The 20014-nt window shown below is 64.1% G+C and carries 22 protein-coding genes; 16 read left to right on the top strand and 6 right to left on the bottom strand.

Annotation, left to right across the window (positions count from 1 at the left end; translation table 11 throughout):
• From TBD_RS12500 to TBD_RS12480, 5 genes are all read right to left on the bottom strand, one after another.
• Entirely contained in the window at window positions 1-621 is a 621-nt protein-coding gene (locus TBD_RS12500) for a hypothetical protein (protein ID WP_011313002.1), read from the bottom strand.
• Window positions 622-623: 2 nt separating this feature from the next.
• Window positions 624-1472 (bottom strand): sulfurtransferase, encoded by an 849-nt coding sequence (locus TBD_RS12495; RefSeq protein WP_011313001.1) that lies wholly within the window; start codon window positions 1470-1472, stop codon window positions 624-626.
• A 94-nt stretch (window positions 1473-1566) separates the two neighbouring features.
• On the bottom strand, window positions 1567-1899 hold the full coding sequence (locus TBD_RS12490) for a TusE/DsrC/DsvC family sulfur relay protein (RefSeq protein ID WP_011313000.1): 333 nt from the start codon (window positions 1897-1899) through the stop codon (window positions 1567-1569).
• Between the two features lie 31 nt (window positions 1900-1930).
• Window positions 1931-2590 carry a type I-MYXAN CRISPR-associated protein Cas6/Cmx6 gene (cas6, locus tag TBD_RS12485; RefSeq protein ID WP_011312999.1) on the bottom strand — a complete coding sequence of 220 codons (660 nt, stop codon included), beginning with the start codon at window positions 2588-2590 and terminating at the stop codon, window positions 1931-1933.
• Window positions 2587-2808 carry a DUF6967 family protein gene (locus TBD_RS12480; RefSeq protein WP_011312998.1) on the bottom strand — a complete coding sequence of 74 codons (222 nt, stop codon included), beginning with the start codon at window positions 2806-2808 and terminating at the stop codon, window positions 2587-2589. The genes cas6 and TBD_RS12480 overlap by 4 nt, the downstream gene beginning before the upstream one ends.
• Before the next feature lie 356 nt (window positions 2809-3164).
• Between TBD_RS12480 and dsrA the strand changes: the two genes are divergently transcribed.
• The 16 genes from dsrA (at window position 3165) to TBD_RS12400 (ending at window position 18119) form a co-directional block, all read left to right on the top strand.
• Entirely contained in the window at window positions 3165-4466 is a 1302-nt protein-coding gene (dsrA, locus tag TBD_RS12475; RefSeq protein ID WP_011312997.1) for a dissimilatory-type sulfite reductase subunit alpha, read from the top strand.
• A gap of 63 nt (window positions 4467-4529) precedes the next feature.
• Window positions 4530-5600, top strand: coding sequence for a dissimilatory-type sulfite reductase subunit beta (dsrB, locus tag TBD_RS12470; RefSeq protein WP_011312996.1), 1071 nt, complete (start codon window positions 4530-4532; stop codon window positions 5598-5600).
• A 92-nt stretch (window positions 5601-5692) separates the two neighbouring features.
• Window positions 5693-6052: a sulfurtransferase complex subunit TusD gene (tusD, locus tag TBD_RS12465; protein ID WP_011312995.1), complete on the top strand. Its 360-nt coding sequence runs from the start codon at window positions 5693-5695 to the stop codon at window positions 6050-6052.
• 11 nt (window positions 6053-6063) lie between these two features.
• The gene (tusC, locus tag TBD_RS12460) at window positions 6064-6459 is read left to right on the top strand and encodes a sulfurtransferase complex subunit TusC (protein ID WP_011312994.1); all 396 of its coding nucleotides are present in this window, start codon (window positions 6064-6066) and stop codon (window positions 6457-6459) included.
• Between the two features lie 10 nt (window positions 6460-6469).
• A complete protein-coding gene (gene tusB / locus TBD_RS12455) occupies window positions 6470-6769 on the top strand; it encodes a sulfurtransferase complex subunit TusB (RefSeq protein WP_011312993.1) in 300 nt (99 codons plus the stop codon).
• A gap of 21 nt (window positions 6770-6790) precedes the next feature.
• Window positions 6791-7126 (top strand): TusE/DsrC/DsvC family sulfur relay protein, encoded by a 336-nt coding sequence (locus TBD_RS12450; RefSeq protein WP_011312992.1) that lies wholly within the window; start codon window positions 6791-6793, stop codon window positions 7124-7126.
• Between the two features lie 122 nt (window positions 7127-7248).
• Window positions 7249-7974: a respiratory nitrate reductase subunit gamma gene (locus TBD_RS12445; protein ID WP_238376456.1), complete on the top strand. Its 726-nt coding sequence runs from the start codon at window positions 7249-7251 to the stop codon at window positions 7972-7974.
• A 48-nt stretch (window positions 7975-8022) separates the two neighbouring features.
• Window positions 8023-9546, top strand: a complete 1524-nt coding sequence (dsrK, locus tag TBD_RS12440; RefSeq protein ID WP_011312990.1) for a sulfate reduction electron transfer complex DsrMKJOP subunit DsrK — start codon at window positions 8023-8025, stop codon at window positions 9544-9546.
• Between the two features lie 46 nt (window positions 9547-9592).
• The gene (locus TBD_RS12435; protein WP_011312989.1) at window positions 9593-11554 is read left to right on the top strand and encodes an NAD(P)-binding protein; all 1962 of its coding nucleotides are present in this window, start codon (window positions 9593-9595) and stop codon (window positions 11552-11554) included.
• Between the two features lie 2 nt (window positions 11555-11556).
• A complete protein-coding gene (locus TBD_RS12430) occupies window positions 11557-12060 on the top strand; it encodes a hypothetical protein (protein WP_011312988.1) in 504 nt (167 codons plus the stop codon).
• Complete coding sequence (dsrO, locus tag TBD_RS12425; protein WP_011312987.1) at window positions 12057-12836, top strand: sulfate reduction electron transfer complex DsrMKJOP subunit DsrO; 780 nt, start codon at window positions 12057-12059, stop codon at window positions 12834-12836. The genes TBD_RS12430 and dsrO overlap by 4 nt, the downstream gene beginning before the upstream one ends.
• Before the next feature lie 6 nt (window positions 12837-12842).
• Complete coding sequence (gene nrfD, locus TBD_RS12420) at window positions 12843-14045, top strand: NrfD/PsrC family molybdoenzyme membrane anchor subunit (protein ID WP_011312986.1); 1203 nt, start codon at window positions 12843-12845, stop codon at window positions 14043-14045.
• Between the two features lie 99 nt (window positions 14046-14144).
• Window positions 14145-15515: a cobyrinate a,c-diamide synthase gene (locus TBD_RS12415; RefSeq protein WP_041432766.1), complete on the top strand. Its 1371-nt coding sequence runs from the start codon at window positions 14145-14147 to the stop codon at window positions 15513-15515.
• Between the two features lie 16 nt (window positions 15516-15531).
• Complete coding sequence (locus TBD_RS12410) at window positions 15532-15852, top strand: iron-sulfur cluster biosynthesis family protein (protein WP_011312984.1); 321 nt, start codon at window positions 15532-15534, stop codon at window positions 15850-15852.
• A 4-nt stretch (window positions 15853-15856) separates the two neighbouring features.
• Complete coding sequence (gene cysG, locus TBD_RS12405; RefSeq protein WP_011312983.1) at window positions 15857-17296, top strand: siroheme synthase CysG; 1440 nt, start codon at window positions 15857-15859, stop codon at window positions 17294-17296.
• A 7-nt stretch (window positions 17297-17303) separates the two neighbouring features.
• Window positions 17304-18119: a hypothetical protein gene (locus TBD_RS12400; protein ID WP_011312982.1), complete on the top strand. Its 816-nt coding sequence runs from the start codon at window positions 17304-17306 to the stop codon at window positions 18117-18119.
• A gap of 181 nt (window positions 18120-18300) precedes the next feature.
• Here the strand turns inward: TBD_RS12400 and ybaL are convergent, their stop codons facing one another.
• Complete coding sequence (gene ybaL, locus TBD_RS12395; protein WP_011312981.1) at window positions 18301-20010, bottom strand: YbaL family putative K(+) efflux transporter; 1710 nt, start codon at window positions 20008-20010, stop codon at window positions 18301-18303.
• Window positions 20011-20014 lie beyond the last annotated feature (4 nt).

Raw genomic sequence — 20014 nt, 5'->3', positions numbered from 1 at the left:
TTATTCCGGCGGCAGCATGTCGGGCGAGCCGAAGCCGCGCTTGACCGGCGCGTCGGACAGCAGGCCCTTGAAGCTCTTCCTCACCGTGCCCATCATTTCGGGCATTTCGATGTCCATGATCTGGTCCATGATCCAGGTCTTGTCGTTGTCGCCCATTTCCTCGCGGATCTGCAGGCCCAGGAAGCGCAGCGCTGGAAAGCTCGCCTTCTCGTCGTCAGGGAATTCGAATTCGGCGTAGTCGCCGAAGCGGCGATTGAGGAAGTCGATGAACTCGGCCTTGTAGTTGCGGCTCGGATCCGGGCCGACGACGCTAATGATGTTTTCTTCCATGACCTCGCCGAGGCGGGTGCTGATCGCCTGCAGCACCGCGACGCGGCGCTCGGGCGCGAGCGAGGCATAGGCCATGCGGTCGCAGTAGTGGGCGAGGAAGGCGACGAATTCGGCGATGAGTTTGAAGCCGCGCGCCGGCGTGATGATGTCGTAGTTCTCGCGGCCCAGGTTGTCGACGGCCTTGTCGGCGACGCGCCAGACGGTCGAGGCGACCGCGGTGGCGATTTCCTCGGCGCTGCGCTCGCCGTCCTTCTTGAACCAAACGGTGCGGACACGTACGGGTTTGACCATGTTTATTCTCCTGTGGCGACGGGGCGCGACGGATCGGTGATCCATTCGCTCCACGAACCGGGGTAAAGGCGGGAGCCCGGCAGGCCGGCGATTTCCATCGCCAGCACGTTGTGGCACGCCGTGACGCCCGAGCCGCACATGTGCAGGACCTGCCAGGGCGCGCGGCCCTTGAGCAGGGCCTGGTACTCCTCGCGCAGCGCCTCGGGCGGCTGGAAAGTGCCGTCGAGGTCGAGGTTGTCCTCGAACGGCCGGTTGATCGCGCCAGGAACGTGGCCGGCGACCGGGTCGAGCGGCTCGTACTCGCCGCTGAAGCGCCGGTCGGGACGGGCGTCGAGAATCAGCTGCTCGCCGGTCTGCGAGGCGCGCAGGATTTCGTCGGCCGTGACGACCTGACTCGGTTCGGGCAGGCAGGCGCAGGCGGCCTTGTGCGGCGCGGGCACGTCGGCGCTGACCGGGCGCTTCTCGCGCGTCCACTTCGGGTAGCCGCCGTCGAGTAGCGCGACACCCGGGTGGCCAAGCCAGCGCATCAGCCACCATAGGCGCACCGCCATCGAGCCGAAGCTGTCATCGTAGACGACGACCTGCTTGTTGACGCCGACGCCCCACCGGCAGAGCTTCTCGTTCAGCAACTCGGCGTCGGGCAGGGGGTGGCGGCCGGTCTTTTCGCCGGGCGGTGCGGACAGGTCTTCGTCCAGATGCACGTAGCGCGCGCCCGGGACATGGGCCTTCTCATAGGCCTCGCGACCGGCTCCGGGGTCCGTGAGCGTGAAGCGACAGTCGAGCACGACCCAGTTCGGGTCGTCGAGATGCGCGGCCAGGTCTTCCGTGCTGACGAGGGTGTTGGAGAACATGGGTCGGTAATCAGGAAACAGGAATTAGGGGCCAGGGATAATGGGACAGGCATGCCTGTCCCTAGCCCCTAGCCCCTAGATCCTGGCGCCTGGATCAGTAGCCGCCCTTGCCGTAGGGCTTGGTCAAACCGGCGACGCGGCAGCCTTGGCGGGCCGGCTGGTTGGGGAACAGCTCGTAGAGCTTTTTCTTCCAGTCGTTGCCCGGATACTCCTCATCGAGCATGCTGACCATGTTGCGGAAGTTCGGGGTCGAGCCGTCTTCCTTGTAGCGCTCGCGCAGCCAGTTGATGACGATCCAGTGGTCGTCGGTCAACGTGATCTTCTCGTTGGCGGCGATGACGGGCGGGACGTCGTCGCTGAAGTTCGCTTCCAGCAGGAAGTCCTCTTCGCCGGTTTCCAGTTCTTCGCCATTCACAACGTAGGGCATGATCTCTCCTTTCGAGTTGAGTAATTGATTTTCAAAGAATTGCCGGCATGACCGGCGCGATGGATTTATGCGGGATGAAGATCCCGCAGCCCAACAGACGGTTTCGCCCCAGGCCCTCGTCCTGCAGTTGCAGCGACTTGTGCGGCGGGACGTCGTGCAACATCAGGCTGTGGCCGAACAGGGGCCCCGATGCGCTTTGCAGGGTTTGCTGTTTGCCGCAGATGAAACCGCAACGCAACTGAAAGCGGCTGTCCAGTTCGCGCATCACGTCCTGCACGAATTGTTCTTCAGTGGCGCTGCCGGTGTCAATAAAGTGGGCGTAAATGTTGGCAAAAGGACTGAAGTCACGCGTTTTGAAGCTGCCGATCCGCAGGGCGTGACCGCCGAGGTCGAGTTGCTCGCCAATCAGCCGCTGCATGTCGTCGACGCGGGTCTTCGGCACGCGCATGAACAGCCGGGTACGCCGGTTGATGTTGAGCACGGTGTCGCCGCTGTTCGTTGCGGCGCCCTTGAGGTGCTGAATGCCGCTGCCCGGATCCTCACCGAGCCATGGCAACACGCCGAGCAGCGCGTCGCAGAGCATCTGCGCGTTGTCGGCCGGGATCGTCGAGCCGGCCAGCTCGAACTGCAGGTCGATCAGGCGCGGCGTATATTCTTCCGGCTTGTCTTCCGGCCAGCCGCCCCAGGTCACGGCACCTCCCCTGCGTGCGCCTTTGCCCAGGCGCCCATGATCCCGGCCCAGGCCTGAGCGCTGACCGGGTCCACGTCGAAGATCGTGAACCGTTTGTTCTCGCGGATGCGGATGCGCAGAAACGGCACGCCGCCGGACTCGTGGGTCAGGTGCTGGAATTCGATTTCCTGGCCGCCGAACGGCAGTCGCAGCTTGTCGAGAGGAGTGATTTCAGGCATGGGGTCTCGCGTTGGCGCTTCGTTGATCACGTTGTTCCGGGCCGTTCCGCCGATGCTCCGGCTCCTCGACCCTGCTCGGGCCAGGGGCTTGCGTGTGCAACAATATTTTAATACTCTTATCGATTGCTGCGGACTGCCCCCGACCGGCGCCTAATGTCGCACTCTTCGCCGGAATAGGGCATTACCGCGTTGGGGAAACCCGCCTACTCCCTTCGGGTAGGTATCGTCCTACCGCAAGGGGTTAGCAGGTTTACCCATGAGAATGATGGCCGCGCGGTCCCCGAACCAATACGATGCTCGAATACCGTTGAGCTGCCGGCTGAGCGGGCATTTCGAAAATTTTCTAGGAGAGAACAATGGCAAAGCAAATGATTGATACGCCCAATCTGGACGAGCTCGAGAAAGGCCCGTGGCCCAGCTTCGTGACCGGGCTGAAGCGTTTGGCCAAGGACAACGACATGATGGTCGACCTGATGGGTCAGCTCGAGACGTCGTACAAGACCAAGTTCGGCTACTGGAAGGGCGGCACGGTCGGCGTGTTCGGCTACGGCGGCGGCGTGATCCCGCGTTTCACCGAACTGAAGGACGAAAACCACCAGCCCCTGTTCCCCGAGGCTGCCGAATTCCACACCCTGCGCATCCAGCCGCCTGCCGGCATGCACTACACTTCGGATCTGCTGCGCAAGATGTGTGACACTTGGTCCGCGACCGGTGGTTCGGGCCTGATCGCCTTCCACGGCCAGTCCGGCGACATCATGTTCCAGGGCATCAAGACTGCCGATGTGCAGCGTGCCTTCGACGAGTTCAACGAAATGGGCTTCGACCTCGGTGGCGCCGGTCCCGCGCTCCGCACCTCGATGTCCTGCGTCGGCGCTGCGCGCTGCGAAATGTCCTGCTTCGACGAAGCCAAGGCGCTGCGCACCGTCATCAACAACAACCTCGACGACATGCACCGTCCGTCGCTGCCTTACAAGTTCAAGTTCAAGTTCTCGGGCTGCCCGAACGACTGCGTGAACGCGATCCAGCGCTCCGACATGGCGACGATCGGCACCTGGCGCGACAACATCCGCGTCAACGAAGAGCAGGTCCAGGCCTACTACAAGGCCCACGGCATGAACGACCTGGTCAACGACGTGATCAGCAAGTGCCCGACCAAGGCGATCACCCTCGTTGCGAGCGACAAGTTTGCGCCGAGCGAGACCGTGTCCGCGGCCAACCTGGGTGACGGCAACACGCTGTGCATCGACAACAAGAACTGCGTGCGTTGCATGCACTGCCTGAACGTCATCCCCGGCGGCCTGCGTCCCGGTGTCGACAAGGGCGTGAGCATCCTCGTCGGCGGCAAGGGTGTGCTGAAGATCGGTGCGACCATGGGCACCGTCGTGATCCCGTTCATGAAGCTCGAGTCGGAAGAGGATTTCGAGAAGCTGAACGATCTGGCCCGCAACATCATCGACTTCTTCGCGGAAAACGCGCTGGAGCACGAGCGTACCGGCGAGATGATCGAGCGTATCGGCCTGACCAACTTCCTCGAAGGTCTGGACATCCCGGTCGACCCCAACATGATCAGCGCGCCGCGTTCCAACCCCTACTTCCGTTCGGACGACTGGGACGAGCAAGTCGAGAAGTGGAACGAGTACAAGCAGACCGCTGCTTAAGTTTTCGCCTAACCCGGCCCCCGATGACACGGGGGCCGTGCATTAACCAGTTGGAGATATAACATGGCTGAACTACGTCCGCCCATCGAATCCGGCGCGCCCGATCCGATGCCCTACATGCACCCCGTGATGGTGAAGAACTACGGCAAGTGGGCTTTCCACAGCCACCCCAAGCCGGGTGTTCTGTATCACCGTGCTGAGTCCGGCGATGAGATCTGGACGGTCAAGGCCGGTACGGCGCGTCAGATGGATCACTACACGATCCGTGAACTGGCTGACATCGCCGACCAATACGGCGACGGCTTCGTGCGTTTCACTGCGCGTTCCAACATCGAATACATGGTGGCCGACGGTTCCAAGGTCGAGCCGCTGATCAAGGCGCTCTCCGACAAGGGTTACCCCATCGGCGGCACCGCGAACTCGGTGTCGATGATCGCCCACACCCAGGGCTGGCTGCACTGCGACATCCCCGGCACCGACGCCTCCGGCGTGGTCAAGGCGCTGATGGACGAGCTGTACGACGACTTCGTCAAGTGCGAGATGCCAAACCGCGTCAAGCTGTCGACCTCCTGCTGCGAAATCAACTGCGGCGGCCAGGCTGACATCGCCATCATCGTCCAGCACACCAAGCCGCCGAAGATCAACCACGATCTGGTCGCCAACGTGTGTGAGCGTCCGTCCGTCGTTGCCCGCTGCCCGGTTGCTGCGATCCGTCCCGCTCTGGTGAACGGCAAGCCCTCGCTGGAAGTCGACGAGAAGAAGTGCATCTGCTGCGGCGCCTGCTTCCCGCCCTGCCCGCCGATGCAGATCAACGATCCCGAGCACTCGAAGATCGCGATCTGGGTTGGCGGCAAGAACTCGAACGCCCGCTCCAAGCCGACCTTCCACAAGCTGGTCGCTGCCGGCCTGCCGAACAACGCCCCGCGTTGGCCCGAAGTCGCCGAAGTGGTCAAGAAGATCCTCGCGACCTACAAGGAAGACGGCAAGCCGTGGGAGCGCATGATCGACTGGATCGACCGTATCGGTTGGCCCGCGTTCTTCGAGAAGACCGGTCTGCCCTTCACCAAGTATCACATCGATAACTGGCGCGGTGGCCGCTACAACCTGAACGCGTCTGCGCACATCCGCTTCTGAGCGGGCTGGGAGGCAGTCACGCTCGCCGGAGCCATTGTGGCTCCGGCGAGTCCCCGATAACAATGACTGGATTTTTCGGAGTTTGAGTAGCCATGCAATTCGGCATTCTTGTAAACGAAGGGCCTTACAACCATCAGGCCAGTGACTCCGCATACCTCTTCGCGCGCACCGCGATCGAGAAGGGTCACAAAGTACCGCGTATCTTTTTCTACCATGACGGCGTGAACAATTCCACGCGCATGGGCGAGCCCCCGCAGGACGATCGCAACGTCACTACGCGCTGGTCCAAACTGGCCGAAGAGCATGGGATCGATCTGGTGGTGTGCGTGGCAGCAGCGTTGCGTCGCGGCATCAAGGACGAACTCCTTGCCCCCGGATTCCGGATCTCCGGACTGGGTCAGTTGGTCGAGATGGGCATTCAGTACGATCGTCTCGTGACGTTCGGTGATTAAGGGATAGCGAGATGAGCGATATGGATGAGATGGAAGACGGCTCCGGCGTCGTCAAGAAATTCATGTTCCTGAACCGCAAGGCGCCTCACGGTACCGTGTACGCGCTGGAAGGTCTGGAAGTGGTCCTGATTACGGCTGCTTTCGATCAGGACGTCAGCCTGGTGTTCACCGACGACGGGATCTACCAGTTGATGAAGGGCATCGACACCAAGGGCATCGAGGTCAAGGACTTCTCGAAGACCTATCGTGCGCTGGAAGGCTACGACATCGAGAAACTCTACGTCGATCGCTCCTCGATGGAAGCGCGTGGCCTGACCGAGGATGATCTGATTGTCGACGTAAGCGTTCTCTCCGACGATGAGATGAAGAATCTCATGGACGAGCAAGACGTCGTGATCAGCTTCTAAGGGGACAGACATGCTGCATATCGTGAATAAATCGGCCTCTGAGCGCGGCTCGCTGGAAAGCTGCCTGCGCCTGGCCACCAAGGGTTCTGCCGTTTTGCTGATCGAGGACGCGGTCTACGCCGCAACCAAGGGCAACACGGTGGCGGCGAAAATCCAGGCAGCAGCAGCTGACCTCAAGATTTACGCACTCGGTCCCGATCTGGCGGCGCGCGGCATGGCCGGGCGCGTACTGGACGGCGTCAATGTCGTGGATTACGGCGGTTTTGTGGATCTGGTCGCAGAACACCGCAACTGTCAGTCTTGGCTGTAACTTAACAAAAGGAGTATTGCTATGCCCATGGTGAACATCGCCGGTAAGGAAGTCGAAGTCGACGAAGAAGGCTATCTGGTCGACCTGTCGCAGTGGAACGAAGACATCGCCAAGTACATGGCCGTCGAAGAAAAAGTCGAACTGACCGACAGCCACTGGGAAGTCGTCAACTTCCTGCGTGAGTACTACGCCGAGTACCAGATCGCACCTGCTGTCCGCGTTCTGACCAAGGCTATCGGCAAGAAGCTCGGCCCCGAGAAGGGCAACAACAAGTACCTGTACGAGTTGTTTCCCTACGGCCCCGCCAAGCAGGCTTGTAAGATCGCTGGCCTGCCCAAGCCGACCGGCTGTATCTAAGAAGTTGTAGCCATCGGGCCGTCCGCTTAGCGGACGGCGCCGATTCCGGCTTGTTTCCAAATCGAATTCGGTTCGCGTTCGATTTGCAAACAAAACGTTGTTAGGGGATAGGTTTGTCTACTGTGACGATCATTTACGCCGGGATGTTCTACATCGCCACGCTGTTGCTGGTGGCAGGCCTGGTCTACAAGATTTTTGATTACAGCCGCACGCCTGCGCCGCTGAAAATCCCGACCACGCCGGCGCCGACCACCCAGAAGGGCGTCATCTACCGGATGGCCAAGGAAGTCGTGCTGTTCGAATCCCTGTTCAAGTCCAACAAGTGGATCTGGGTGTTCGGCTGGCTCTTCCATTTCGGTCTGTTGCTGGTCCTGCTGCGTCACCTGCGCTACTTCACTCAGCCGGTCTGGTTCTGGGTCGACATCCTGCAGCCTTTCGGCAAATACGCCAGCATCATGATGGTCATCGGCTTGGGCGGCCTGCTCGCGCGGCGTTTCCTGGTCGATCGCGTGCGCTACATCTCGACGCCGTCGGATTACCTGATGCTCGTGCTGCTTCTCGCGATCGGCCTCTCCGGCATGATGATGACCTTCGTTACGCACACCGACATCATCGCGTTGAAGGGCTTCTTCCTCGGGCTCATGTATCTGGACATCCAGCCCCTGCCGCAGGACCCGGCGCTGCTGGTCCACCTCGCGCTGGTGGCCTTGCTGATGGTGATCTTTCCGATCAGCAAGCTGTTGCACGCGCCCGGCCTGTTCTTCAGCCCGACCCGCAACCAGGCCGACAATCCGCGCGAACGTCGCCACGTCGCGGCCTGGGCTGCGAGGCTGGATCAAGGCAATTGAGTCGTCGAGCGATCGACGCGCATTTAAGCAAGGACAAAGGACTCTCACGTGGCGGCTGCTGAATTTGACGTTCCGGAACTGAAGGACGACATCGAAGTTCCCAAGATAAGGGAAGGCTCGATGGCGCACGCCAAGTCGTTCCTCGCGCCGAAGCCCGTTCAGGATTTCATGGGTTACCCCCACGAACTGAGCGAAGACTGGAAAGAGCGCGCCATCGACAAGATGGGCGACCTGCTGGGCAAATACCGCTCGCTCAAGGTGTTCCTCGACGCCTGCGTCCACTGCGGCGCTTGCACCGACAAATGCCACTACTATCTCGGCACGTCGGACCCGAAGAACATGCCGGTCGCGCGCCAGGATCTGATGCGTCAGGTCTACCGTCGCTATTTCACGACCCCGGGCAAGCTGTTCCCGAAGCTGGTCGGCGCCAAGGATCTGACCAAGGAGACGCTGGACGACTGGTACAGCTACTACCACCAGTGTTCCGAGTGCCGTCGCTGCTCGGTGTTCTGCCCGTACGGCATCGACACCGCCGAGATCACGATGGCCGGCCGCGAGATCCTCAACCACGTCGGCATGGGTCAGAAGTACTCGAACGAAATCCTCGGCAAGGTGCAGAAGATCGGCAACAACCTCGGCCTGCCCGGCCCCGCGCTGGAAGACACGCTCGAAGGTCTGGAAGAGGACATCGAGGCCGACACCGGCGTGCCGGTGAAGCTGCCGATCGACGTGCAGGGCGCCGAAGTGCTGTTGGTCACGCCGTCTGCCGACTTCTTCTCCGAGCCGCACGTCGAGTCGCTGATCGGTTACGCCAAGGTGTTCCACGCCGCCGGCATCAGCTGGACGCTGTCGTCGCACGCGTCGGAAGCCGGTAACTTCGGCCTCTTCAACGGCAACTACGAGACCATGCGCAAGGTCGCGATGCGCATCCGCGACGCCGCGCTCGAACTCGGCGTCAAGCGTATCGTCGTCGGCGAATGCGGCCACGCCTGGCGCGTCGCGTACAGCTTCTGGAACACGCTGACCGGCATCGGCTACGGCGGCAACGATCCGTTCTCGATCGAACTGCAGAAGCAGCTCGACCCGAACTACCCGCAGCCGCAGCACATCTGCGAACTGACCAACGATCTGATCAAGCAGGGCAAGATCGCGGTCGACCCCTCGGCGAACGACGATCTCGTCGTGACCTATCACGATTCGTGCAACGTCGCGCGTGCGTCGCGCATGGGCGACGAGCCCGGCGGGCAGTTCGCGATCCCGCGCGAACTGATCCAATCGGTGGCGAACAACTTCCACAACATGGCCGAGGAGACGATCTACGAATCGACCTTCTGCTGTGGCGGCGGCGGCGGCCTGCTGACCGACGATCTGATGGAAGTCCGCGTCAAGGGCGCCATGCCGCGCATGACGGCGTTGAACAACGTGGTGAAGGAACACCAGGTGAACTTCATGGCGACCATCTGCGCGATCTGCAAGGCGCAATTCACCAAGGTTCTGCCCAAGTACGGCTTCGATATGAGCATGGTGGGCGGGGTGCATCAATTGGTCAGCAAGGCGATCAAGCTCGACTGACCATATTTGACAACTTATTCAATTCGTAGGCGTTAGGAGAACCAACATGGCTGTCACGACGAACAAAGCAGCAAAGACCGAAGGCATGACGTGGCGTCGCTACAAGGATGGCGAGTCGGAAGCGAACATCCGTTCGGCTCAGGACCGCATTTTCCAGTCGAGCTGGACGCACAAGTGCCCAGAGTACATGCTCTCCACGCCGCCTTGCCAGGGTTCCTGCCCGGCCGGTGAAGACATCCGCGGTTACCTCAACATCGTGCGCGGCATCGAGAAGCCGCCAGCAGGCGTGACCTGGCAGGAGTATGCCTTCCGCCGCGTGACCGAAGCCAACCCCTTCCCGGGCGTGATGGGCCGCGTGTGTCCCGCTCCGTGTGAATCGGGCTGTAACCGTAACATGGTCGAAGACCATGTCGGCATCAACTCGGTCGAGCACTTCATCGGCGACTGGGGCATCGAAAACAACATGGCCTACACGTCGACCGCTGCCGAAACCGGCAAGAAGATCGCGATCATCGGCGCCGGCCCGGCCGGTCTGGCGGCCGCCTACCAGCTGCGCCTGCGTGGACACGGCGTGACCATTTTCGACGAGCACGAAGAGCTCGGCGGCATGATGCGCTACGGCATCCCGGGCTTCCGCACGCCGCGTGAAATGCTCGACGCGGAAATCAACCGCATCATCGCGCTGGGCGTCGAGACCCGCCTCAAGACGCGCGTCGGCTCGGATATCAGCTTCGATGAGCTCGACAAGAACTACGACGCCATCTTCATGGCGATGGGCGCGCAAGCGGGTCGTCCGCTGCCCGTTCCCGGCGCCGAAGCGCCGAACTGCGTGACCGCCGTCGCGTTCCTGCGTGCCTTCAACGAAGGTCGTCTGCAGCACGTCGGCAACCGCGTCGTCGTGATCGGTGGTGGCGACACCTCGATCGACGTCGCGACCGTTGCGCGCCGCCTCGGCAATGTCACAAAGTCTGGCACCCATGATGACCGTCCCGAAGCCGTGATCGCGGGCCACATGGCTTCCGACGTCGCGTCGATTTCCGCCCGCGAGGGTGCCGAAGTGGTGCTCGTGTCGCGTGCCACGGTCGACAAGATGGCCGCCAACAAGCATGAAGTCGAGCACGCCCAGCAGGAAGGCATCGAAATCATCGGCGGCGTGACCCCGGTCTCCGTCGTCGTCGACGCCAATGGCCGTGCGACCGCACTGCGCGTCGCCGACTTCGTGATGGAAGGCAAGGAAACCAAGATCGTCGAAGGCACCGAGCGTGATCTGCCGGCCGACCTGATCGTGTCTGCGATCGGCCAAGGCGTCGACTTCACCGGCCTCGAGCAGTTCAACAACAACAATGGCCTGATCAAGGCCGACAAGAACTACCGCTTCCCCAACAACGAGAAGGTCTTCGTCGGTGGCGACGTGATCCGTCCGCACCTGCTGACGACCGCGATCGGCCACGCCTCGATCGCCGTCGACGGCATCGACGCCTTCCTCGCAGGCAAGGAGCTCGACAAGCGTCCCAAGGTCGACGTTCACCACTTCGACGAAATCCGCAAGTGGCTCGAATCCGGCCACGAGTACAGCGAGGTCAAGGGTCAGATCTGGGGCACGTCCGAGCGCAAGGACATCCTGCACAACTTCGAGGACCGTTCGCAGCGTCACGTCATTCCGCACAACGAGCTGTTCCTCGGCCACTTCCCCAACGAAGCGCGCCACATCCGTGAAGTGACGGTGCTCGACAAGGAAGGTGCGCTCGGCAACTTCGAAGAGCGTCTGCACGCGCTGTCGGAGAAGGACGTGGTCGCCGAGGCCAAGCGCTGCATGTCCTGCGGCCAGTGCTTCGAATGCGACAACTGCGTGGTGTACTGCCCGCAGACGGCCGTGTTCAAGGTCAAGAAGAAGGACAACCCGACCGTGGGCCGTTACGTCGATACCGACTACGGCAAGTGCATCGGCTGCCACATCTGTGCCGACGTCTGCCCGACCGGCTACATCGTCATGGGGATGGGTGACTGAGCGTGACGCCCAAGTTCAAACGTCTGCTGGCATTGGGTGCGGCCGTCATGACGACGGCGGCCCTTGCCTGGGCCGGGAGCGACGCCGGCAGCCCGACCAAGGTCGCGGGCGCACCGAAGCCGGTGATCACCAAGGCCGTCAAGGGCGAGCAATGTGTCGAGGATACCGACATCATGCGCCGCGACCACATGAAGTTTCTGAACCATCATCGTGACGAAACCGTGGTCGAGGGCATCCGCACCAAGAAGTACAGCCTGAAAGAGTGCATCAACTGCCACGCCAGCGAAAAGACCGGTAGCGTCGCGGCCGCGAAGGACGACTTCTGCGTCAGCTGCCACAGCTACGCTGCCGTGAAGATCGATTGCTTCGAATGCCATTCGACCAAGCCGCAAGGTTCGGTGGCACAGCATGCGCTGAACGCGGAAACCGCGCATTACAGGCACAAGCTGGCGGCCCAGGCCAACAGCAAGGTGAGCGCAGAAGAGATGGCCGGGATTGTCCAATGAGCGAATTGAAACCGATGTCTGACAACACGCCCGAGTCGGCGGAGCGCCGCCGGGTGATCGGCGGGCTCGCCGCCGCCGCGGCCGGTCTTGCCATCGCGCCGGGGATCAAGCTGATCGAGGTCGCACAGGCACGTCCGGAGGAGCAGGGCGCGAGCAGCGCCGTGCGCTGGGGCATGCTGGTCGACGCGACCAAGTGTGCGACCGGCTGTGATGACTGCGTGTCCGCGTGCAGCACCGAAAACGGCTGGACGCCGGTCGCCGAGAGCGCCAAGCCGCGGCAGGCGCCTCAGTGGATACGCAAGCTCGAGCTGCAGGATCCGCTGACGCAGATGGAAACCAATCTGCCGATGATGTGCCAGCATTGCGCCGAGCCGCCGTGCGTCGACGTCTGCCCGACCGGCGCGTCGTTCAAGCGTGCCGACGGCATCGTGCTCGTCAACCGCCACACCTGTATCGGCTGCCGCTACTGCATGATGGCGTGTCCTTACAAGGCACGCTCCCTCGTGCACGAGCCCCTCAACGACACGCAGAAGGCCGACGTACCGCGCGGCGTCGGTTGCGTCGAGTCCTGCTCACTGTGCGTGCAGAAGGTCGATCGCGGCGACGGCACCACGGCGTGCGCCGAAGCCTGCTCCGCGGCCGGTCATAACGCGATCGTCTTCGGCGACCTGAACGACCCCGATAGCGAGATCTCGAAGCGTTTGCGCGAACTGCCCACCAAGCAGGTGCGTGCCGACCTCAAGCTCAATACCGGCGTTCGCTATCACGGAATCTAAAATAATATGGCAAGCATTACCTTCCGCGAAGTCGAGGGCAGCAGCCTCAAGTACTGGCTGCTCCTGGGTGGCCTCGGCCTCTTCGTCCTGTTCGGGGCGCTGTCCTGGAATTACATGCACCATCACGGGCATGTGGTCAGCGGCATGGACAACCAGATCGTATGGGGCCTGCCGCATGTGTTCGCGGTTTTCCTGATCGTCGCCGCCTCTGGTGCGCTCAACGTCGCTTCGATCGCTTCGGTGTTCAACAAGCCGCTCTACAAGCCGCTCGCCCCGCTGTCGGCGATTCTCGCGCTGGCGCTGATGCTCGGCGGCCTGCTGGTTCTGGTGCTCGATCTCGGGCGTTCGGACCGTCTGATCGTCGCGATGACGAACTTCAACTTCAAGTCGATGTTCACCTGGAACGTCTTCCTCTACTCGGGCTTCTTCGCCCTGGTCGGGGTGTACCTGTGGACGATGCTCGACCGCAATGTCAAGACCTATTCCAAGACGGCGGGCACCGCGGCCTTCATCTGGCGGCTGCTGCTGACCACTGGTACGGGCTCGCTGTTCGGCTTTCTGGTCGCGCGCGAACTCTACGGCAGCGCGATGCTGGCGCCGATGTTCATCATCATGTCCTTCGCCTACGGTCTCGCGATCTACCTGATGGTGCTGGTTGCTGCCTACGCCTGGAGCGGCCGCACCTTGGGTGATGCGGTCATGATGCGCCTGAAGAGCCTGCTCGCGGTCTTCGTCGCCGCGGTGCTGTACTTCGTCGTTGTGCATCACCTGACCAACCTGTACTTCACCAAGTACCATGCAGTCGAGGCGTTCATCCTGCGCGACGGTGGGATCTTCACGACACTGTTCTGGGTCGGCCAGATCGTGATCGGCGGCGTCGTTCCGCTCGTGATCCTGCTGAGCGGCCTCGGCAGGCAGCGCGCATGGATACTCGTCGCCTGCGCGCTCGTGATCCTCGGTGGCGTCGCGCAGATGTACGTCACCATCATCGGTGCCCAGGCGTATCCGCTCGACATGTTCCCGGGCCTCGACGAAACGAGCAGCTTCTTCGACGGCGAGATCCACGCCTACGCGCCGAGCGTACCGGAGTTCTTCCTCGGACTCGGCGGCGTCGCGATCGCTCTGCTGGTCACGACGTTCGCGGTCAAGGTGTTGCGCCTGCTGCCGGCCAGCCTCGACGACGCGACGGTCGCCAAGCTCGAACATTGAGCGCATGATCCTGCCGGGTCCAGTGGGGCCCGCAGGGGAAAGCCAGCCATGAGCCGGGCCGTCCTTTCTTCCACCGACACAAGCGCACGCGGGGTCCCCATGCCCCGCGTGTTCATTTCCGCGGGCCATAAGTCGTCGGGCAAGACGACGCTGACCCTCGGCCTCTGCGCGGCGTTGCACGCCCGCGGCCACGCCGTGCAGCCGTTCAAGAAGGGGCCCGACTACATCGATCCCCTGTGGCTCGGCATGGCCGCCGGCCGCCCTTGCTACAACCTCGACTTCCACATGATGGAGCGCGCCGAGATCGAGGGCGGCTTTGCGCGCGCCGCGCAGGATGCGCGCGTCAGCCTGGTCGAAGGCAACAAGGGCCTCTACGACGGGCTCGATCTCGACGGCAGCAACAGCAACGCCGCGCTCGCCAAGCTGCTCGGCATTCCCGTCATTCTCGTGATCGACGCGCGCGGCATGACGCGCGGCGTCGCGCCGCTGATCCTCGGCTACCAGGCCTTCGACTGCGACATCCAGATCGCAGGCGTGATCCTCAACAACCTCGGCGGCAGCCGCCACGAGTCGAAGCTGCGCGCGGTGATCGAGCATTACACCGACGTCGACGTCATCGGCGCGGTGCAGTACGACCCCGCACTGCAGATCGCCGAGCGCCATCTCGGGCTCGTCCCGGCCAACGAGCAGGACGCCGCGCGCGCGCGCATCCGCGTGGTCGGCGAGCGCATCGCCGCGCAGGTCGATCTCGACGCGCTGCTCGCGATCGCCGACGGGGCGAGGCCGCTCGACATCGCGCCGACCGCGGAAGCGCCGGCGCCAGCGGAGCGGGTCCGCGTCGGCGTCGCGCACGATCAGGCCTTCGGCTTTTACTACAGCGAGGACCTCGACGCCCTGCGTGCGGCGAACGCCGAACTCGTCCCTATCGACACCCTGAACGCGCAGACCCTTCCCGCGCTCGACGGGCTCATCATCGGCGGCGGATTTCCCGAGATGTTCATGCGCGAACTCGAGGACAACGCCTCATTTCGTGCCCAGTTGCGCGCGGCGGTCGAGGCGGGCCTGCCGACCTACGCCGAGTGCGGCGGGCTGATGTATCTGTCGAAGACCCTGAGTTGGCAGGGGCAGACACGGCTGATGGTCGGCGTGGTGCCGGGCGACACGGTCATGCACGAGCGGCCGGTCGGCCGCGGGTACGCCCGGCTCGAACCCACGGGCGCCGACCACTGGCAGGAATCGGCGGCGATTCCCGCGCACGAGTTCCATTATTCGAGCCTCGAAAACCTCCCCGCCGACGCGAGCTTTGCCTACGACGTCAAGCGTGGCCACGGCATCGATGGCCGCCACGACGGCTATCAGCAATACAATCTTCTCGCGGGCTACGTGCATCGCCGCGGCGCGGGGGCGCGCGGCTGGATCGTCCCGTTTCTGAATCAGGTACGCGCGCACAAGGCGCGCGTTTCCGCTTAACGCAAAGGATCGCCTTATGATCAAGATCACCGACGCCGCTGCCGCGCAAATCCGCGCAGCCAACAACAATCCCGACGTCTTCGAGATGATTCTCCGGGTAGCCGCCTATCAGGAAGAAGACGGCAGCGTGAACTACGGCATGGGCTTCGACATCGAGCGAGAGGCCGACGAGCATCTGATCGTCAACGGCATCCAGCTCCTGATCGCGCCGCAGAGCACGCCTTACCTGCAAGGGGTCACGCTCGACTTCGTCGAGATGAACCCCGGCGACATGCGCTTCATCTTCATTCCGCCGTATTCGGCCGATTCCGGCGACGCCGCCGCTCCTGCCGAGTGAAGCGATGAACTATCTGCCGATTTTCCTCGACCTGCGCGACCGTCACTGTCTTGTCGTGGGCGGTTCCGAGACGGCCGCGCGCAAGGCCGAATTGCTGCTGCGCGCCGGCGCGCACGTCGCCGTCGCCGCGCCGGCCCTGCACGCGGGCTTCGAGCAGTTGCCTGACCGGCAGCGGCTCACGCGTGTCGCCGACACCTTCAGCCCCGCGCTGCTCGACGGCAAGGATGCGGTCATCGTCGTCGAGGACGATGCGGCGGCGGCGCAGATCGTCGCCGACGCTGCGCGCGCGCGTCACCTGCCCGTGAACGTCGCCGACAAGCCGGCGCTGTGCAGCTTCATCCTGCCGTCGATCATCGACCGCTCGCCGATCATGGTCGCGGTCTCGAGCGGCGGCGAATCGCCGGTGCTCGCCCGGCTGCTGCGCGCGCGGCTCGAGACGTTGATTCCTGCCGCCTACGGCCGGCTCTCGGCGCTCGCCTCGCGCTACAAGGCGCGTGTGCGCGAAGCGATCCAGCCTGGGCAGCGCCGCGCCTTCTGGGAAAAGGTCTTCCTCTCGTCGGTCGCCGAAATGGTGTTTTCCGGGCGCGACAGCGAGGCCGAAGCGCAGCTCGAGGCGATGATCAAGGACAGCGCCGCGCACGAGCCGGCGCGCGGCGAGGTCTACCTCGTCGGCGCGGGTCCGGGCAACCCCGACCTGCTGACCTTCCGCGCGCTGCGCCTGATGCAGCAGGCCGACGTCGTCGTCTACGACCGCCTCGTCTCGCAGCCCATCCTCGACATGTGCCGGCGCGACGCCGAACGCATCTACGTCGGCAAGGAACGCGACGACCATGCGGTGCCGCAGGAAGAAATCAACATGATGCTCGTGCGCCTCGCCAAGGAGGGTAAGCGCACGCTGCGCCTCAAGGGTGGCGACCCGTTCATCTTCGGCCGCGGCGGCGAGGAGATCGAGACGCTGGTCGAGCACGGCGTGGCATTCCAGGTCGTCCCCGGCATCACGGCGGCGGCGGGCGTCGCCTCGTATGCCGGCATTCCTCTGACCCATCGCGATTACGCGCAGTCGGTCGCCTTCGTCACCGGTCACCTGAAGGAAAACACCTTCAACATGAACTGGGAGGGCATCGCGCGCCGCGACCAGACGATCGTCATCTACATGGGGCTGAAGGGCTTGCCGATGCTGTGCGAAGCCTTGATCAAGCACGGGCTGACCGCCGACACGCCGGCGGCGATCGTCCAGCACGGCACGCTGCCGACGCAGCGTGTCATCACCGGCACGCTCGCGACGCTGCCGACGCTCGCCGTGGAGGCCGGCCTCAAGGCACCGACGCTGATCATCGTCGGCAACGTCGTCAAATTGCGCGAGAAGCTCGCCTGGTACCGGCCGCAGGCCGCCGGCGAAGCGGCCGCCGCCACTCCGCTCGAAGCCCCCGACCACCTCGCCTGACCCGGCGATGCCGACCGATCCGCCGCGGCTCGAGAGCCGGCCGGAGATCGAAGCAGAGGTCGCCGCCATGCGCGGGAACGGGCGGCACATCGCGCCGGTTTCCTGGCAGGGTGCGCCGGCGTGGCTCAAGCTCGCCGTCGCCGAGCCGCCGGCCTGGCGCTACCAGATCCAGGGGGCCGTCGCGCGCCTGCTCGGCCTCTCGGCGCTGCAGCCGGTCCGTCCGCGCGGTGGCACGGCAGGAATCGGCAACGAGGCCGCCCGGCTCGACGCGCTTGCCGCAGCCGGCGCCCACGTGCCGCAGGTGCTCGCCCGCGGCGCGGACTGGCTCCTGATATCGGGAATCGGCCGCACCACGCTCGAATCGCTGCTCCGTCACGCAAGCGGCGAGGCGCGCCTCGCGCACTGGCGCACGGGTGCGGCCTATATCCACGGTGTGCATGCGGCCGGCCAATACCTCGGCCAGCCTTTCGCGCGCAATCTGGTCTGGTCGCCCGAGGGCGGGCTCGGCGCGATCGATTTCGAGGACGACCCGCTCGCCGTCATGCGCCGTGACGAGGCGCAGATGCGCGACTGGATACCGTATTTCTTCTCGACCGCAGTTTATTTCGAGACCGATATGGCCACACTGTGCGCGGAAATCGAGGCCGCGTTGGCGAACGAGACGCCACGGGTCCGCGACGGTGTCGCGCGTCTGATGCGCCGCACCGCCTGGGTCGCGATCGCGCGCCGCCTTCCGCGCGCCCTACGCCGCCGCGACGTCGTCAAGACCGCGTGCTACGGTGAATTGGCGCGTCAGTGCCGGGGGCGCGCCGGCCGGGCATGACGCCTCGGCGTGCTCGCGATGCGGTGTTCATTCGGGGGCTGCGCGCTTTCTCTCGCGCCGCCGAGAAAGCGAGGCGCCATGCTTCCGTTCCCCGCTGGCCTCATCCGTTCCTGGGTGTGCGGGGCGCAAGCCCGCGGCAGAGCTCAGGCATTGCTCCGCGCGGCGCGCACGGAGCTGGCGCTCATGGCTGTGCGAACACGTCGGCCCCCGCCTGCCGCGCATGCGCGCGCACGCGGAGGACCATGCTCTGCGCAAGCTCCTCTTCGCCGACGAGCACGTCGGCCGCGTGCTCGCGGCGCAGCAACGCCGCTTCGTCGACGCTGTGGCTGCGGACCACGACGCGGATGGCAGGATTGAGGGTGCGCGCGATCTCGATCATCTTGCGCGCGCGAAAGCTGTCCGGCGTGGCGATGACGAGCAGCCGGGCCCGGGCGACGTGCGCCTGGATCAACACGCCGGGGTCCGAGGCGTCGCCCACGACGGCCTTGTGCCCACGGCCGCGCAGCTTCTCGACCGCCTCGCGCTGCTGTTCGGCGACGATGTAGGGCAGCCCCTCGGCGTCGAGCGCGTCGGCGATGCGCCGGCCGACGCGCCCGTATCCCGCCAGCACGATGTGATCGGTCAGCGTATCCGCGGCGACGTCTGCGGGAAGCTCGGCCAAAGGGTCATCGGGTGACTCGAGTCGGCGCGCCCGCGCAGAGTGACGGCGCAGCCACGCCTGCACCGGCTCGACGGCGCGGAAGACGAGCGGATTGAGCGCGATCGAGATCAATGCACCGGCGAGAATCAGGCTCTGGCCCTGCACCGGCAACATGCCGAGCGCGACGCCGAGGCCGACCAGGATGAAGGCGAATTCGCCGATCTGCGCGAGGCTCGCCGAAACGGTCAACGCGGTATTGAGCGGATAGCGGAAGGCGAGCACGAGCAGGAACGCGGCGAGCGATTTGCCGAACACGATGATTGCGACGACTGCCAGGACCTGCAGCGGCTGTTCGACCAGCACGCGTGGATCGAAGAGCATGCCGACCGAAACGAAGAACAGGACGGCGAAGGCGTCGCGCAAGGGCAGCGACTCCTCCGCGGCGCGGTAGCTCAGTGCCGACTCGCGCAGCACCATCCCGGCAAAAAAGGCACCGAGCGCGAACGAGACCCCGAACAGCGCGGAGGAGCCGTAGGCGATGCCGAGCGCGGCGCCGACGACGCAGAGCGTGAACAATTCGCGTGAGCCGGTGCGCGCGACCTGCCACAGCAGCCAGGGGAAGAAACGTCGGCCGACGACGAGCATCAGCGCGATGAACATGGCCACCTTGCCCACGGTGAGCGCGAGTGTCCCTGCCAGCGAGCCGGGGCTCGCGGCGCTGTTTCCGCTGGCGATTTCGGCCACGGGCGGCAACAGCACCAGGACGAGCACCATGGCCAGGTCTTCGACCACGAGCCAGCCGACCGCGATGCGCCCGTTTGGCGTCGCGAGTATGCCGCGGCTTTCGAGCGCCTTGAGCAGGACGACGGTGCTCGCGGTCGAGAGCGAGAGCCCGAACACGATCCCCGCCGTCAGATTCCAGCCCCACCAGGCCGCCAGCGCCGCGCCCATGGCGGTGGCCGCGGCGATCTGCACGATCGCCCCGGGGAGCGCGATCTTCTTCACCGACAGCAGGTCATCGAGCGAGAAATGCAGCCCCACGCCGAACATCAGCAGGATCACGCCGATTTCGGCGAGTTCGCTCGCGAGCGCCGTGTCGGCGACGAAACCGGGGGTGAAGGGGCCGATGACGATGCCCGCGAGCAGATAGCCGGCCAAGGCCGGCAGCTTGACGCGTACCGCGAGGAAGCCGAATACGAGCGCCATCCCGAGAGCCGCGGCGATGGTGGTGATCAGATCCGTGCCGTGCATTCCA

The sequence above is a fragment of the Thiobacillus denitrificans ATCC 25259 genome (genome assembly GCF_000012745.1).
GTDB classification, from domain to species: domain Bacteria; phylum Pseudomonadota; class Gammaproteobacteria; order Burkholderiales; family Thiobacillaceae; genus Thiobacillus; species Thiobacillus denitrificans_B.
The sequence above is the reverse complement of the archived record's forward strand: the minus strand, read 5'-3'. Positions and strand labels throughout refer to the sequence as shown.

Bases quoted from the DNA above. Each gene is read 5' to 3' on its own strand.
- TBD_RS12500 (WP_011313002.1), bottom strand. From the start codon at position 621: ATGGTCAAACCCGTACGTGTCCGCACCGTTTGGTTCAAGAAGGACGGC.
- TBD_RS12495 (WP_011313001.1), bottom strand. From the start codon at position 1,472: ATGTTCTCCAACACCCTCGTCAGCACGGAAGACCTGGCCGCGCATCTC.
- TBD_RS12490 (WP_011313000.1), bottom strand. From the start codon at position 1,899: ATGCCCTACGTTGTGAATGGCGAAGAACTGGAAACCGGCGAAGAGGAC.
- TBD_RS12480 (WP_011312998.1), bottom strand. From the start codon at position 2,808: ATGCCTGAAATCACTCCTCTCGACAAGCTGCGACTGCCGTTCGGCGGC.
- dsrA (WP_011312997.1), top strand. From the start codon at position 3,165: ATGGCAAAGCAAATGATTGATACGCCCAATCTGGACGAGCTCGAGAAA.
- dsrB (WP_011312996.1), top strand. From the start codon at position 4,530: ATGGCTGAACTACGTCCGCCCATCGAATCCGGCGCGCCCGATCCGATG.
- tusD (WP_011312995.1), top strand. From the start codon at position 5,693: ATGCAATTCGGCATTCTTGTAAACGAAGGGCCTTACAACCATCAGGCC.
- tusC (WP_011312994.1), top strand. From the start codon at position 6,064: ATGAGCGATATGGATGAGATGGAAGACGGCTCCGGCGTCGTCAAGAAA.
- tusB (WP_011312993.1), top strand. From the start codon at position 6,470: ATGCTGCATATCGTGAATAAATCGGCCTCTGAGCGCGGCTCGCTGGAA.
- TBD_RS12450 (WP_011312992.1), top strand. From the start codon at position 6,791: ATGCCCATGGTGAACATCGCCGGTAAGGAAGTCGAAGTCGACGAAGAA.
- TBD_RS12435 (WP_011312989.1), top strand. From the start codon at position 9,593: ATGGCTGTCACGACGAACAAAGCAGCAAAGACCGAAGGCATGACGTGG.
- dsrO (WP_011312987.1), top strand. From the start codon at position 12,057: ATGAGCGAATTGAAACCGATGTCTGACAACACGCCCGAGTCGGCGGAG.
- nrfD (WP_011312986.1), top strand. From the start codon at position 12,843: ATGGCAAGCATTACCTTCCGCGAAGTCGAGGGCAGCAGCCTCAAGTAC.
- TBD_RS12415 (WP_041432766.1), top strand. From the start codon at position 14,145: ATGCCCCGCGTGTTCATTTCCGCGGGCCATAAGTCGTCGGGCAAGACG.
- TBD_RS12410 (WP_011312984.1), top strand. From the start codon at position 15,532: ATGATCAAGATCACCGACGCCGCTGCCGCGCAAATCCGCGCAGCCAAC.
- cysG (WP_011312983.1), top strand. From the start codon at position 15,857: ATGAACTATCTGCCGATTTTCCTCGACCTGCGCGACCGTCACTGTCTT.
- TBD_RS12400 (WP_011312982.1), top strand. From the start codon at position 17,304: ATGCCGACCGATCCGCCGCGGCTCGAGAGCCGGCCGGAGATCGAAGCA.
- ybaL (WP_011312981.1), bottom strand. From the start codon at position 20,010: ATGCACGGCACGGATCTGATCACCACCATCGCCGCGGCTCTCGGGATG.